Below are 14,160 nucleotides of genomic sequence, written 5' to 3' on the forward strand. Positions count from 1 at the left end.
GTCTGGCTAGGAGGCGTCCTGACGACGGGCGTAGTCCGCCTGAGCCGTGTACGCGGTCTCCTTCTGCTCGTCGCCCGCACGCTCGATGCCGCAGACCTTGCGCGCGAGGTCCGCCATGCTGCCGCTCGGCGACATCTCCGCGCGCTTCATGGTGAGGGTGCGGATGGCCAGCAGGGGCGTGCCGTTGAAGTTCTCGAAGGTGCTGATGCGGTCGCCCCAGTCGGACAGGAACAGGTCGCGGATCACACGGCTGATCTTCAGCCGGTCATGCGGCCTCCCGACCGGCCCGGTCTGCAACGCCTCGAGCCAGGGCCGTAGTTCAGGCCGCTGCCACTGCCCCTCGGTCGGGAAGATGAGCGAGGCACGACCGGCCAGGTCGATGACCTCGTGCACCAGGCCGGCGATGTTCTCGAGGTAGAACGCCCGCCCGAAGTCGAACATCAGGACGTTCGGCTTGTAGAGGCCGCCGGGCGTGGTGAACCCCTCGTCCTCCGAAGCGATCACGTGCGCCTTGAGCGTCTGGTGGAAGCCGGCGAACCGGGCGATCCGGGTTTGCACAGGGGGCAGTTGGTAGGTCCCGATGTGCTCGGTGATCAGCAGGGTCAGACCGAGCATCAGTTCGGCGCGCACCATCTGCCGGACCAGGGCCTGGTAGTGGAGCCAGTCGAAGACACGCTGCGGGTACAGCGACGCGTGCTGGGGGTTGCCGATGTGGAACACACGGTTCCAAGGGATGAACACGTCCTCGAACACGATGACGCTGTCCAGTTCGTCACCCTGGGAGGCCAGCGGGTGCTCGACGTCCTCGCCGTCCCGGACGTTGCTCTCCCGGCAGATGATGGTGACCCCGGGGGTGCTGGGCGGCACCGCCGCGAAGATGATCTGCTCGGGCAGGATGCCGGGACGGTAGAAGACGCCGATGTGGATCCAGTCCCCGAAGGCCGCTCCGGTGCTGATCGCCTTCACGCCCCGCACGGTGATGCCCTCGTCCGAGGTGCCGACCACCTGCAGCGCAGGGGACTCGGCCTGCGCGGACTCGCGTGAGCGGTCCGTCTGCGGGTCGACGAACGCCGGCGTCGTGTTGAGGTCGCCCTCGCGCACCAGGTTCCAGAAGTCGAGGATGCCCTCGGTCAGGTCCCTGCCGTCCGTGCCGACGGACTGGCTGCTCCAGGGCTCCGGATCGTCCACATAGGTCAGCAGCACGTAGTTGTTGACATCCGGTGTCCGCGGGGTCGCCCCGCCGCCGAGCTCCCGCAGCACCGTCTCCATGTAGCGGCGCTTGCGCCTCAGGTCCTCCTTGGTGCGGTGCTGGAACCACGTCATGGAGCGCCTGACGCCGTCTTCGTCCACGAACGTCATGACGTCCTGGAGTTCCGGACGGTGGTGCAGGTCGTAGAACTCCGCGAGCCTGTGGGCGTACGCCCGGGTCTTGGGGTGCGTGGCCACGTTCTCCACGAGCTCGTCACCCACCCATACCGTGCGGCCGTCGTTCAGCGCCGCCAGGTATTCCTTGCCTGTACGCACGTCGTGCTCCTCTCCAGGGGCAAGAGAACCGGATGGCAGCGACCATGCCTCGCGGCAGGGTGAGAGGAGGGCGCGGAGCCGAGGATCACCCGGGTGAAAGCACCGGTCACCCAGCGGTGTGCGTTGAGGGCGCTGGTGGCGGTACGGCATCCTGGCACCATGGGCAGGACAGACCCCGCAGGCGCCCCGGTCCGTGGCCGCGGGAGCCGGGCCACGACCCGGCTGCGCCTCAGGGGACGGGAGCGCGAGATCACGGCTTTCCGTGAGGCTCTGCGAACGGTGCGTGGCGGACGGGGCGCCTGTGTCGTCGTAGAAGGCGCGCCCGGCGTCGGCAAGAGCCGGCTGCTCGCCGAGCTCGACGAGCTGGCGCGGCGGTTCGGGTTCGACGTGGTGTCCGTACGGGCCGACGAACTCGACCAGTACGCGGCAGGAGCCGCCCTGCAGTCCGCCTTGCAGGCCTCCGACGCCGCCGGGCGAGCCGCCGCGACGACCGAGGACCAGCGGCTGTGGCTGTTGGACAGCATCACGGACGCTCTCGAGGACCGGGCCCAGCGCGCCCCGGTAGCGGTGCTCGTGGACGACGCACAGTGGGCCGATCCCGCTACCCTCTTCCTGCTCCGCACCCTGCCCGGACGACTGGCCGCCCTGCGGATCCTGTGGGTGCTGGCGGTACGGTCGGAGACGGCGCGGCCGACCGTGGCCAGGGTGCGGGCGGACCTCGAACGCCTCGGAGCCCGTTGGCTGACGCTCGGCCCCCTGCCGCGGCAGGAGCTGCAGCACATCGCGTCCGACGTGCTCGGCGCCAGGCCGTCACCGGATCTGGTCAGGCTGCTGCGCGGCGTCGCGGGCAATCCTTTCCTGGCGATCGAACTGGTGCGCTCCTTCGCCGAGACGGATGCCGTCAAAGTGGAGGCGGGCGTGGCGAACCTGCTGGACCACGACATCCCCGTCGCTTTCCGGCTGAGTGTCGCCGCGCGCCTGGAGCGGCTCCCGGAGGACGCCGTGCGGCTGCTCCAGATCGGGTCCGTCCTCGGCCGCGAATTCGACCTCGGCCCGGCCGCCCGACTGCTCGGCAGACAGGTCGGCAGCCTGCTGTCGGGCGTCGAGGCCGCCCTGAACGCCGGTCTGCTCTCGGCCGACGGCCCGCGACTCGCGTTCCGTCACGACCTCATACGGCAGGCTGTCCACGACAACCTGCCGCCGGCCGTACGGACCGCTCTGCACCGGGAAGCCGCCGACAGCCTGCGCGACGCCGGGGCACGTCCGGCGGAGGTGGCCTGGCACGTCGTCATGGCGGGCGGCCCGGTCGACGACGAAGCCGTGACCACGCTGCACACCGCCATACGGGAACTGTCGTCGACGGCCCCTGACGCGGCTGCGGACTTCGCTCAGCGGATCGCCGACCTGCTGCCCCGGCACGACCGGCGCCGCATCACCTTGCTGACCGACGCCGCCGGGTACCTCGGCCGGACTCGCTGGGTCCACGAGGCGCTCGACCTGGTCGACGCCACCCTGGCAGAGGGTCCTGAGCCGCCGCAGGAGGCACGCCTGCGCCTGGTGGCCGCCGAGATCCACCAGGCCGCGGGCGACGACACCGCCGCCATGGCACACCTCCGGCAGGCACTGGACCTTCCCGCGCTGCCGCCCGATCTGCGCATCCGGCTCCTGAAGACCAAGGCGACGGGGCACGTGTACCTCGGGGACATCACCGGTGCCGAGCGGACGGACACCGGGCTCGTCGACGCCGCCTACCGCAGCCACGATCCGGCTCTGGTCGTCAGCGCCATGATTTTCCAGTCGCAGACGTCGTTCTACCGCGGACGCCTGGCCCGCGCAGTGGAACTCGCCGAAGAGGCCACCCGACGTGCCCGCACGGAGTCCGCCGTGCTCCACCTGCGGCCCCCGCGGATTCCGGCCCTGTGGCTGGCCACGGTGCTCACCGCGACCGACCGGCTGGCGGACACCGAGCGGATCCTGCGAGAGGGACAGCGTGAAGCGGAGGCGATGGGCCTCGGCTGGTCACTCCCGAACTGGCATGCCGCCCGTGCCTGCGCGCTCCTCGAGCGGGGAGCGCTGGACGACGCGGCCGTGGAGGCCGAGGCCAGTCTGACGGTGGCGGACGAACTCGAGATCGTTCAAGTGCACCCGCAGGCCCGCTCCCTGCTGGCACTGGTGGAGATCAGACGCGGTGACCACGCCGCGGCCAAGGGCCATCTCCGTGCCGCCGAAGCCGGTTCCGGGACGGCCACGCAGCGGTACGGCCTGTGGGTGTCGCTCGCGCGCGCCTGCCTGGCCGACGCGGAGGGCCGCCATGCCACCGCGGCAGCGGCACTCGCAGGCGGCTTCGCGGACCGCGAGCCGACACGGCTGCTGGCGGTACCTCCGTCCCACTGGCCCGGGATCGTGCGTATCGCACTGCGCGGCGAGGACCCGTCTGTCGCGCAGGCCGTGTCCGACGCACTGCGCGGCCTGTCCGCACGGGACGACAGCCAGCAGATCGTCGGGGCAGCCCGCGCCCACGTGGACGGCCTGCTCCACAGCGACCCCGCCGCACTGGCGTCCGCCATCACCGGCTACCGGAGCTCCGGCAGGCCGCTGGCCCTCGCCGCGGCCTGCGAGGACCTCGGCGAGCTCATGACCGCATCGGCCGATCAGGCGTCGGCCATCCCCTACTTCGAAGAGGCGGGTCGACTGGCGTCGGCCTCAGGAGCCCTGGGCGACCACGAACGGATCAGACGGCGCCTTCGGCAGCTCGGCGTGCGCACCGAGGCCCCACGGCACCACACGACCAGCCCGCCGGAGTGGGGAAACCTGACCGAATCCGAGCGGAAACTGATCCCGCTCGTCGTGGAAGGCCTCACCAACAGGGCCATCGCCGACCGGCTCTACGTGTCCGTGCACACCGTCAACACGCACATGAAGCACATCTTCGCCAAGCTCGGCATCAACACGAGAGTAGAACTCACCAGGTTGGCGATCGAACAGGGTGGTGTCACCACCGACGGAGCGGACTGAGCGATGCCCCGACCGGCATGGTCCGGCGGCGATAATCCCTTGAATGGGCGATGTCGGCTCAGGCCGTACCGAAGATGCTGGTCACGACGGCCTGGCCACCGGAACGGCACCGTCCTTCATCAGGAAGTGACCGCATCATGAACGCGATCCGCGCAGTACGCGCACATCCACGCGGAAGCCCCGAACGACTGCTTCCCGGGACCGCACCGCGCCGAGCCCTGACACGGCGACGCGGCGGCCGCGGTCCTTGCCGGGCCCGTCGCGAGCCCGGCCTGGGCACGAACTGGAACCGCGCCCCGCGCGGAGTCCTCCTGATCGTCGAACCGGACCGCAACGGATTCGACCCCATCAGCGAGTCGGTCACGCGCGGACGGCGCGGTCCGGGGACCGACCGGGTCACCCCCCTCGCGCGGACCGAAGCCGCGTGCGAGGAGCCGGTGGAGGAGCACAGACGTGGCGAGGTCGTCACCCACATCGCGGAGGCATAGCCAACCGAGGCCCGGTCCTGCCAGGTCGGTTGCGCGTACGGGCCCTCAAGCGCACGGATACCGCGGCCGGCTCCGCGCCACTGTGGCCGCGAGTGCGGCCCCGCACGGATACACGCTGGCGCTGTGGGCCGCCAGCGCGATGACGTCGACCGAGCGGGGCGGCCCTGGGACGGCCGACGTCCTGGCCCTCCTCGCCGGTGCGACGCTCGCCTTCGTCGCGTTGGGCGCCGTCGCCCACAGCGGCGCCCCCATGGCGTCGGACAGGCCCTCCGTCGACGCGCGGATATGGGCCGCCTTCCATCTGCCCACGGCGGCATTCGCCGCACTGGCCGGCCTGTTGCTCGCACAGTGTTGTTCCGGACCCCTGCTCTGGGGGCTCGTCGGGGCGACCACCACAGCCGTGTACCTGCTGGGTGTCAGCGCCCAGTTCCTCTGTTTCGCAGCCTCAAGCCACCGAACAACCAAAGACACTCACCCGTAAGAGGTTCACATGTCTCTCATCCTCGACCACGCAGCCCAGGACCTTCTGTTCCGTGAGGCACGGACCGCCAACACCTTCACCGACGAACCGGTGACGGACGACCAGATGGAAGCCATCTACGACCTGGTCAAGTACGGCCCCACCTCGATGAACCAGCAGCCCTTGCGTATCGTGCTGGTCCGCTCCGCCGAGGCTCGCGAGCGCCTGGTCGGGCACCTGGCCGAGGGAAACCGGAAGAAGACCGCGCAAGCCCCGCTCGTCGCCATCCTCGCCGCGGACAACGAGTTCCACGAGGAACTGCCCAGCCAGTTCCCGCACTTCCCTCAGGCCAAGGACCTCTTCGCCGAACGTGCGGTGCGTGAGCGGTCCGCGAGGCTCAACGCGCTCATCCAGGTCGGGTACTTCATCATCGGCGTCCGTGCCGCCGGCCTGGCCGCGGGACCGATGACCGGCTTCGACGCCGACGGCATCGACAAGGACTTCTTCGGCGACGGCGAGCACTCGGTTCTCGCCGTGATCAACATCGGCAGGCCGGGTGAGAACGCGTGGTTCCCGCGCTCTCCGCGTCTGACATACGAGCAAGTCGTCAGGACGGTCTGAAGCCGGCCGTCCGGCTGCCCGCTGGGATCGTCAGCCGGCACGACGGTGACTTCGACGCGTTCGCCCACCGGCGCGCGGTGGATTCCGGAGCTGCGGCACACGGCCATCGCGATGGCCAGGCCGTGTTCACCGCCCCGGTGCGGATCGCTTCCTGGGACATTGGCGGGGCCGGTGGGTGACGCGCGGTCGAAGCTGCCTGGCTGGCGCGGGCCGAGCAGGGGAGCCCGTTCCTTCAGCTCCTCCTCGAGGTCGTCCACCGGTCACGAACAGTCGAACCAGTGCCCGACGGGGCGGTCGGGGCAGGCACGGCATTCGAAGACGTAGACGCTTCCGGCGTCGCCGAGGCACAGGCCCGCGGGGTTGTCCGCGGTTTCGGCCCAACCACTGTCGGTCCGGTCCTCCACCGGCAGCCACGTACGCCAGGACTCTCCGTCGAACTCCCAGCTCGCGACGGTCAGAAGGTGTTCCATGCGCCCACCGCACGCTTCGCAATCGGGGTACTCGGTCACCTGCTCCGGGTGGACCACACACGGGTCCGGATACCAGTCCTTCGGAAGCCCTTCCACCGGTGCCGGAGTAGGCAGTATGTCTCCGATGGCACCAGTGTTCCTCCAGTGCACCCGCGGCAGGGGATAGCAGTACTCGCCGTGCGCGTAGGGGCACCACAGCACCTGCAACAGGTCGGTCCCCTCGGGGAAGGGCACACCGGGCGCGTCGGCCTGGCGGACTTGGACGATGGGAACCATGGGCACGTCACCCTGGAGCTCGCTCACAGTGTCAGGGTCGTAGTGCTCCTCCGTACAAACCGGCCATGGCTCTGCTGCAGGCCACAGCAGCGGTCCTCCAACGGAACTGTCCTGGCAGGAAGGGGAGCCGGCGCGCGGGTGCAGGCGGACGGCCCCACGACGGAAGGGGATCAGCTCAGGGAAAAGCTTCTCCACGTCCACTGGGCGGGCGGGGGTGCGACGGGTCATACATCGGACTCTAGGGCCGGGGTACGACAGCCAACCCACCCGGCCCCGCGAACCCCATTCCCGACTTCTCCCGTCGCCCCCCATGACCCAGCGGCCCGTCACCACCGTCCACCTCACCGTCTCGGCTGCCCACGCCATCACCACCGAACTGCTCACGGCTGGCTCTGTCCGCGATCCGCGAGAACGGGCTGCGGATGTAGACCGGTTCGGGAGGCAGCCGCCGCCCGAGAGGGAATCGAAAAGTTCACGGATTTCGACAGCACCACTGGCATGGAGAGTTACTGCTGGGGGTGCGATAGCCGACGCCGTTGGATAACGGATGGTCGGGGCGAGCGTGACGAGGCAGGATGCTCCGCATGACGTTGCCCACCCCCGAGCTGCACACCGCCCGCCTGCGACTGCGGCCGTTCACCGACGCCGACGCGGCACCGCTCTACGCGCTGCACAGCAGTGCCCACGTGCTGCGTTACTGGGACTCCCCGCCGTGGACCGAACCGGCCCGCGCCCAGCGCTTCATCGCGACCTGCCGGACCATCGAGGCGGAAGGCACGGGAGCGCGGGTGGCCGTCGACCGCCTCTCAGACGGCGCGTTCATCGGCTGGTGCGGCCTGACCAGCTGGAACCCGGACTTTCGCAGCGCGTCCCTGGGCTACGTCTTCGACGCCGCCGCGTGGGGCCACGGCTACGCCACGGAGGCCGCGCACGCCGTCCTGCGGTGGGCGTTCGACACCCTGGACCTGAACCGCGTCCAAGCCGAGACCGACACTCGCAACGTGGCGTCCGCCCGGGTCCTGGAGAAGCTCGGCTTCGTCCGCGAAGGCACCCTCCGCGAGGACTGCGTCGTCAACGGCGACGTCTCCGACTCCTGGGTCTTCGGCCTCCTCCGCCGCGAGTGGCACCCGACGGCCACACCGACGGCCGGCCGCTAGGACCCGGACCTACCGGTTCGCTTGCCCACCGATCCCGACCATCCGCACCGTGGAGCATCCAGTAGCTCGTAGGGTCGGCCTGGAGCGGCAACATTCTCATCGGCGTGCGCGGGTGCTGGCGCATCTCGTGAACATCGGACACGCCGCGTCCCGGGGTGCCTCCCGAAGCACTGGACAACCGCTGTCGAAACCGGGGTTCTGGCACGACTTCCGTGAAGCGGTCACGATCAGTGATCGGCGGATGCTTCGAGTGCCTGGAGGATCTGTCGCACTTCCTCGCGCCACTGATCGGCGTCGGCGCTGTCCACCCAGCCGGTTGCCATCTCTGATCCGTCCTGGAGTACCCGGTTCAGTGCGAGTTTCGCTGACGCGCGAAGCGAGGCCGGCAGTTCGGGCAGTGGTTCCCCGGGGCCGTCATCGGGGTCAATCACGATGGGGCTGCCCGGGAGGGTGCTGGCGACAAGAGCGCCAGCGGCAACGGCTTCGGCCCCGTCTCCGCCGTCGACGCGCTCTCCGGAGTTGGCTACTCGCTGGAACGCCCGCTCCAGCACGTCGATGACCTGCTGGGGGTTGAGTCCCTCGAGTTCATCGACGAAGTCTGCGGCGAGGTCGCTGTCGAACGGGCCGGTTCCCCACGTTCCCATGCACGGCTCCTGATACGACTGTCTTGGACGAAGTCATGGTTCCAGGAGCCACTGACATCGGTCACAGTGCGAGCAGGACCCGCTTGCGGAGCAGTGCGAAGCCGGTGCGTCCGAACATCTGGCCCTTGAGCATCTTGATCCGGTTGACGTTCCTTCGACGACACCGGAGTTCCAGGGCAGGGTCAGGCCGGCGATGACCGCATCGCGGTCTCGGTCGATGCCGGCCCCGAAAGTGTGGAGGCTGGGAAGGTCGTCCTGGCGGACGGCATCGAGCCACTGCGGGAGTCGTTCGCCCTGGCGCTCGGTGAGCATGTGGGCGAAGGACCGGACGTGACCAGTGAGGGCATCGAGTTCAGGGCAGTTGGCCAGGATGGTCCCGAAGCCTGATCGGAGCAGCAGCCGTTACTCAGTGTGCGCGCTTCACGAAAAGCGAGCCAGAACCGAAACCGGCGAACAAAGCCACACGCGCCCGACCACACCACGGAAACCGGAGACATCCTGCCGGGACACCACGCCCACGACACCGTTACCGTCCACCACGCCGGAACCCCGCCCCGCCGCCGCGCGCACACCTACCTACTTCCTGCGCGACCTCGGGCAGGCCCAGGCCCTCACCGATTTCGAGCCTTCGCAGCCGACGGCAGTATCCGGGTCGGCGAATGGCACACCCACAGCCGCTCGCGGCGGCGCGGCCCGAAGGGCACATCAGCCCCGAGCGTCATCTCCCGGTGCGGTACGCTCGCGCGGCCCACGGCCGGCGACGGCGTCCGTGGGGGTCGTAGCCAGGTTTCCGTTGTATGTAGTGTGCGGAAATGACAAGAAGCGAGCGGCTCGCGGACCAGCTGGACCGGCACTGGCACAACAACCTGCGGCCGCGGCTGCACGGTCTTGCCGATGAGGAGTACTTCTGGGAGCCGGTGCGCGGCTGCTGGAGCATCCGCCCACGTGGCACGTCGGCCGCACCGATGTCGGCAGGTTCGGGGGAATGGACGATGGACTTCGCGTCCCCTGGCCCGGTGCCGGCGCCGGTGACCACGATTGCCTGGCGGCTGGCGCACATCATCGTCTCCTGCCTGGGCTATCGGGTCGGATGGCACTTCGGCGGCCAGGACGTCGACTCCCGGACATTCGCCTACGCGGGGACCGCTGACGAGGCGCTGAAGCAGCTCGATGAGATGTATGGGAGGTGGAACGCCGGGGTCCGCGACCTCTCTGACGCCGACCTGGAGAATCCGCCCATGGTGGGTCCCGAGCGGTTTCCCATGGAGGGCATCGTCCTGCACGTCAACAGGGAGCTGATCCATCACGGTGCCGAGATTTCCCTGCTGCGCGACCTCTACCGCTGGCAGGACGAAGCCGTACCGCGCCGAATATGACGTGTGGGGCAGAGGTCTCGGGTGTAGATCATCTGTCAGCGGATTCTTTCGAGGTTGGTCAGGACGAACAGGGCGCACAGCAGGCCGGTCGCGCGGGCGGGATCGGTGCGGAACTTGGTGGCATGGTGAAGGCCCCCTTGTGACGGTTGGTCCGGAAGTAGATCCAAGCGAGGTCACGCCCAGCAAAACGGACCATGTCGTCGAGGCTCGTGAAACAGATCGGGTAGCCGGACCGGCAGGCCGCGACCGCGAGAGCCGCAGCGATGTGTGTCTTCCCGACCCGGGGCGGCCCGAACAGGGCAGCGTTCGCCTTCCCTTCGACGCACGAGAGGGTGGCCAGGTCCTGACCCTTCGTGGGTCGAGGTCGGGCTGGAAGCACAAGTTGTACTCGCCGAGCGTCTCTTCGTGCGGCAGCCGGGAGAGCCGCAGGCCCTGACGGAAGCGGCGGTCGTCACGGTTCCTGGCGCCTGAACCGAGGCGGAGCGACCGCCTGGACTGGCTGACCAACGGCTTGGCCCCCGCCGTTCCCCAGGGTTCCCCCTCCGCCCGGCGCGATTCTGACACGACCTCTCCATCCTGCGGCAGCGTGGTCGCTGAGGTGTTTCAGTGGCGAAGCATCCGGGAGCCGGAGATCGCGACGAGGATCGCGGCGAGAGTGACAAGTCCGAAGAGCACGGCGACTGTAGGCCAGACCCTGAGCGCGGCGGCGGTGAGTAGCGGCGGGATGGTCATGCCGGCGTAGGCGATGAGGAAGATGCCGGAGAGCGCCTCACCTCGACGCTCCGCGTCCGCGACCGCGGCGACGGTCCCGAGGGCGGCTCGGAACAGGATGCCGATCCCTGCGCCCGCGACCCCGCCGCCGATGAGGAAGAGCGGAAGCGAGGCGACGATGGCGGCAACGCCGATGCTCACGAGCCCGATCGCGGCGAGCGCGATGGCGTACCCGATCTGAGGGCGCATCGCCAGCCGCACGGTGGCCGTCTGCGCGAGGGCTGCCGCCATGAAAACGACGAATGGCGCCAGGCCGGCGAGCAGGTGCGAGTGCAGCCCGAGGAGACCGACGAGAAAGGTCGAGGAAAGACCCATGAAGGTGCCGAACACTGCGAACGCCCCGAACGCCGCCGCTCCGGCCGCCCAGAACGCGCCCCTCCCTGCCGCCGGCACTGCGACGCGCTGCGGCCGGTAGGCAGGGCGCTCCTCACGGCGCTCGACCGTCTCGGGAACGAAGGCGACCAGAATCCCTTCGACGACCAGGAGGACGGCGAAGGCCACGTAGGGCGCGATGAGGGGGCGCGTGGACCATGTCGCGATGAGCCCGCCGATCAGAGGGCCGAGGCCGATGCCGCCGAGGTTCGCGAACGTCGACACCAGGGCGACCCGGCCTTTGGCGTGGTTGGCCGCCGCGCCGAGCTCGGAGAGGTGTGCGGTCGCCGTGGCGGTGAGGATGCCGATGCCGAGTCCGCTGGTGAAGCGGGCGACGATGAGGCCGGCGACGTTGTTCCAGAGCAGGAAGAGGATCGCGGCCAGCAGATTGATGAGCAGCGAGCCGAGGATCACACGTCGGCGTCCGAGCCAGTCGGAGACATGGCCCGCGAGATACAGGCTCAACATGACCCCGACCGCGTATGCGGCGAAGATGACGGTGAGGACGATCGTGGGGAAGCCGTCGCGCTGCTGGTAGATCGCGTAGAGGGGCGTCGGGACGGCGCAGAACGCGAGCTCGGTGCCGAAGGCGAGCGCGATGATCCAGAACCCCGGCCCATGCGGGAGTCGTGCGGTGGCTGGAGTCTGGGCGGGAGCCGCTGTTGTCGTCATTCCTCCATGCTTGACGCCTCTTGTCATCGCGTCCAACGCATACTCTTGGTCATAGTTATCGACGCGGACGATGGAGTGGTAGGCAGAGACATGGAAACCCGACTGGTCGAGTACGCGATCGCGGTCGCCGACGAGCTGAGCTTCACCCGTGCCGCGCAACGGGTCTACGCAGCACAGTCGACCGTCTCCGCCGGCGTTCGGGCGCTGGAACGAGAGCTCGGTACTGCGCTCTTCGAACGAGACCAGCGAGGGGTCCGGATCACCGCCGCCGGAGAGGCGGTGCTGCCTGCGCTTCGCGCACTCGCCGACGCCGAGGCGCGCGCCCGCACCGCAGCCGACCCGCGAGGCGAACTGCGGGGCGAGCTGCGCATCGGGGTGTTCTCCAGCGTGAGCTACCTCGCGATCCCGCGCGTCATCGGCGCTTTCCACCGCGAACACCCGCTCGTCGACCTCCGGCTGCGCGCGTCTTCGTCCGGCTCGGCGGAGCTCGCCGACGCCGTCCGGCGAGGGCGGCTCGACCTCAGCTTGTACGGGCTTCCGGCGGCCACCGCCCCGGACCTTGCCGTGCACCGGCTCGCCACAACGCCCTACGCGGTCATCGTCGCGGCCGACCATCACCTCGCATCGCGCGCGGGAGTGGCGCTGAGAGACCTCGCCGACGAGCGCTTCGTGGACGCGCCTGTCGGTTTCGGCAACCGGGACGTCCTCGACGCCGCGCTCAGCGCACGCGGGGTAGTGCGCGACGTCAGAGCCGAGGTCACCGAGACCAACTCGATTCCGGTCTTCGTCGCCAACGGCCTCGGCATCGCGCTGCTTCCCGAACTGCTGATCCCGCCAAGCGAAGGCGTCACAGTCGTCCCTCTGAAAGAGCGCATCACCTGGGAGTTCAACGTCGTGACGCGGACCTCGACCGGCGAAGCCACCGCGGCTCTGCTCGAGCAGTTGCTCGCGGCCTATTGACCCCTTCGCCGCGGTCACCTGCCCGAACGGCGGCGCCAACTGGCGATGACGGGGTGGGTGGCGAAGTACCGGCCGGCCGCGATCCACGCGGCGAACAGGACGCCGTGATGCGCCTGCTGGTCGGCGCCCCGCAGCACTCCGACGGACCCAGACCACTGCAGCCGTCGGCCACGAGGTCATGGCCGCACTCGAAGCAGTCGGCCTCCACGCGGAATGGGACCATGACCCTGGCCGGGCCATCATCGTCCCCCTGGACTGGCGTCGGCGCCTGGCCGGCTCGGGCACGAGCAGATCCCTGCCAGAAGCCGCATGACCTGCAAGCCACCCGCTAGCGAGCCCGTCGAGACCCGCCCATGACATGGCTGAACCAGCAGGCAAAGGCCGCCTGGCTACTCGTCGGCGACCCGGGGCGTCCTCCCGCGCCACTCATCCTCGAGGATGCTGAACATGTCGGAGTCTCGCCAGCCGTCCCGGATCAGCGCGGTGTGACGATGACGTCCTTCCCACGTCATGCCGAGCTTGGTGAGTACCCGCGCCGACCCGGTATTCCGTGGGTCGCAGGTCGCATGGATGCGGTGCAGTTGGAGATCATCGAACCCTCGCGCTAGTAGTTCCGCGCCGATCGCCGTTGCGACGCCCTGTCCCCAGACCCGAGGATGCACAACGTAGGTGATCTCCCCTTGCCGTTGCCTTCGGTTCCGGACGTGGAGTTCACCCATGCCGACTACGTCGCCCTCCACGCGCGCTGCATAAGCGAACCGCTGCTGAGGTGAGTGCGCCCAGGCCGCGACCGCAGTCGCCAGAAACGCGCGGGTCTCCTCTTCGGTGTTCGGTCCCCAAGCCTGGAAACGGCAGACCTGAGCGAGGGAAGCCCAGGAGTGGACAGCGCCCCAGTCTGCGAGCTCGATTCTGCTCAAGGAAACCGCGTGTGGAGCCACGAGCCGATCCTGCCAGATGGCCGGACGCCGACGGGCACCCGCTGCCGTCACTGCCGGCCCGCAGACTCGATGCCGGCCTGCGCCCGGCCCTGCCACTCTGCCGAGCCTGTCACCGAGGGCCGCTTACGCGAGCCAGACGCCGAAGTGGCCATTCCGCCGCGCGCAATCGGGACGAGATCGCCGCACCCCTCCTCCCGCCCCCCCGGAATGGCAGCCCGTCTCGCGTCCACGACCCATTGCCGCGGCCCGCACTGCCGGTGACGAACAGGACCTGACTTCTCCGAACTGCAGGCACGGTCCCGCGCCTGATCGAGCTCACCCGCCACCTGTGGCGGGGAGAGCGGTGCGAAGACCACCACGGAACGATCGCGGCCGTCGTCAACGAGCACCTCGAGAGCGAAGGTCTGGGACCGGTT

Annotated in this window: 11 protein-coding genes and 3 pseudogenes; 7 read left to right on the forward strand and 7 right to left on the reverse strand. The window is 69.3% G+C overall.

What is annotated here, in order from left to right; genetic code table 11:
- Positions 1-6: 6 nt before the first annotated feature.
- Positions 7-1,524 carry a 4-hydroxyphenylacetate 3-hydroxylase family protein gene (locus tag OO52_RS33825; protein WP_030938837.1) on the reverse strand — a complete coding sequence of 506 codons (1,518 nt, stop codon included), beginning with the start codon at positions 1,522-1,524 and terminating at the stop codon, positions 7-9.
- Between the two features lie 159 nt (positions 1,525-1,683).
- On the opposite strand from OO52_RS33825, the gene OO52_RS33830 reads away from it, so the two are divergent.
- The 3 genes from OO52_RS33830 (at position 1,684) to OO52_RS33845 (ending at position 6,108) form a co-directional block, all read left to right on the forward strand.
- Positions 1,684-4,539, forward strand: coding sequence for a helix-turn-helix transcriptional regulator (locus OO52_RS33830; RefSeq protein WP_078877129.1), 2,856 nt, complete (start codon positions 1,684-1,686; stop codon positions 4,537-4,539).
- 570 nt (positions 4,540-5,109) lie between these two features.
- Entirely contained in the window at positions 5,110-5,508 is a 399-nt protein-coding gene (locus OO52_RS33840) for a hypothetical protein (RefSeq protein WP_030938847.1), read from the forward strand.
- Between the two features lie 9 nt (positions 5,509-5,517).
- A complete protein-coding gene (locus OO52_RS33845; protein WP_030938850.1) occupies positions 5,518-6,108 on the forward strand; it encodes a malonic semialdehyde reductase in 591 nt (196 codons plus the stop codon).
- A 260-nt stretch (positions 6,109-6,368) separates the two neighbouring features.
- Here OO52_RS33845 and OO52_RS33850 read toward each other — a convergent pair whose 3' ends face one another.
- Positions 6,369-6,881 (reverse strand): hypothetical protein, encoded by a 513-nt coding sequence (locus OO52_RS33850; protein WP_051847892.1) that lies wholly within the window; start codon positions 6,879-6,881, stop codon positions 6,369-6,371.
- A 557-nt stretch (positions 6,882-7,438) separates the two neighbouring features.
- Between OO52_RS33850 and OO52_RS33855 the strand changes: the two genes are divergently transcribed.
- Entirely contained in the window at positions 7,439-8,011 is a 573-nt protein-coding gene (locus OO52_RS33855) for a GNAT family N-acetyltransferase (RefSeq protein WP_037671070.1), read from the forward strand.
- Positions 8,012-8,238: 227 nt separating this feature from the next.
- Here OO52_RS33855 and OO52_RS33860 read toward each other — a convergent pair whose 3' ends face one another.
- Together OO52_RS33860 and OO52_RS54735 are read right to left on the reverse strand one after the other, a co-directional pair.
- Positions 8,239-8,655: a DUF4259 domain-containing protein gene (locus OO52_RS33860; protein ID WP_030938858.1), complete on the reverse strand. Its 417-nt coding sequence runs from the start codon at positions 8,653-8,655 to the stop codon at positions 8,239-8,241.
- A 61-nt stretch (positions 8,656-8,716) separates the two neighbouring features.
- Positions 8,717-9,027, reverse strand: a pseudogene (locus OO52_RS54735) (transposase); the annotation flags it as partial.
- Positions 9,028-9,467: 440 nt separating this feature from the next.
- On the opposite strand from OO52_RS54735, the gene OO52_RS33865 reads away from it, so the two are divergent.
- Entirely contained in the window at positions 9,468-10,031 is a 564-nt protein-coding gene (locus tag OO52_RS33865) for a DinB family protein (RefSeq protein WP_030938860.1), read from the forward strand.
- Between the two features lie 187 nt (positions 10,032-10,218).
- Here the strand turns inward: OO52_RS33865 and OO52_RS54325 are convergent.
- A pseudogene (locus tag OO52_RS54325) lies at positions 10,219-10,616 on the reverse strand (ATP-binding protein); the annotation flags it as partial.
- Between the two features lie 18 nt (positions 10,617-10,634).
- A complete protein-coding gene (locus OO52_RS51060; RefSeq protein WP_158712589.1) occupies positions 10,635-12,005 on the reverse strand; it encodes an MFS transporter in 1,371 nt (456 codons plus the stop codon).
- Here OO52_RS51060 and OO52_RS51065 point away from each other — a divergent pair.
- Complete coding sequence (locus OO52_RS51065) at positions 11,937-12,806, forward strand: LysR family transcriptional regulator (protein WP_030938866.1); 870 nt, start codon at positions 11,937-11,939, stop codon at positions 12,804-12,806. The two genes, OO52_RS51060 and OO52_RS51065, sit on opposite strands and share 69 nt — an antisense overlap.
- A 157-nt stretch (positions 12,807-12,963) precedes the next feature.
- Positions 12,964-13,119: pseudogene (locus tag OO52_RS54740) on the forward strand (DUF6891 domain-containing protein); the annotation flags it as partial.
- Positions 13,120-13,195: 76 nt separating this feature from the next.
- Here OO52_RS54740 and OO52_RS33880 read toward each other — a convergent pair.
- On the reverse strand, positions 13,196-13,840 hold the full coding sequence (locus tag OO52_RS33880; RefSeq protein WP_307820130.1) for a GNAT family N-acetyltransferase: 645 nt from the start codon (positions 13,838-13,840) through the stop codon (positions 13,196-13,198).
- Positions 13,841-14,160 lie beyond the last annotated feature (320 nt).

The sequence above is a fragment of the Streptomyces flaveolus genome (assembly GCF_000716535.1).
GTDB lineage: Bacteria > Actinomycetota > Actinomycetes > Streptomycetales > Streptomycetaceae > Streptomyces > Streptomyces flaveolus_A.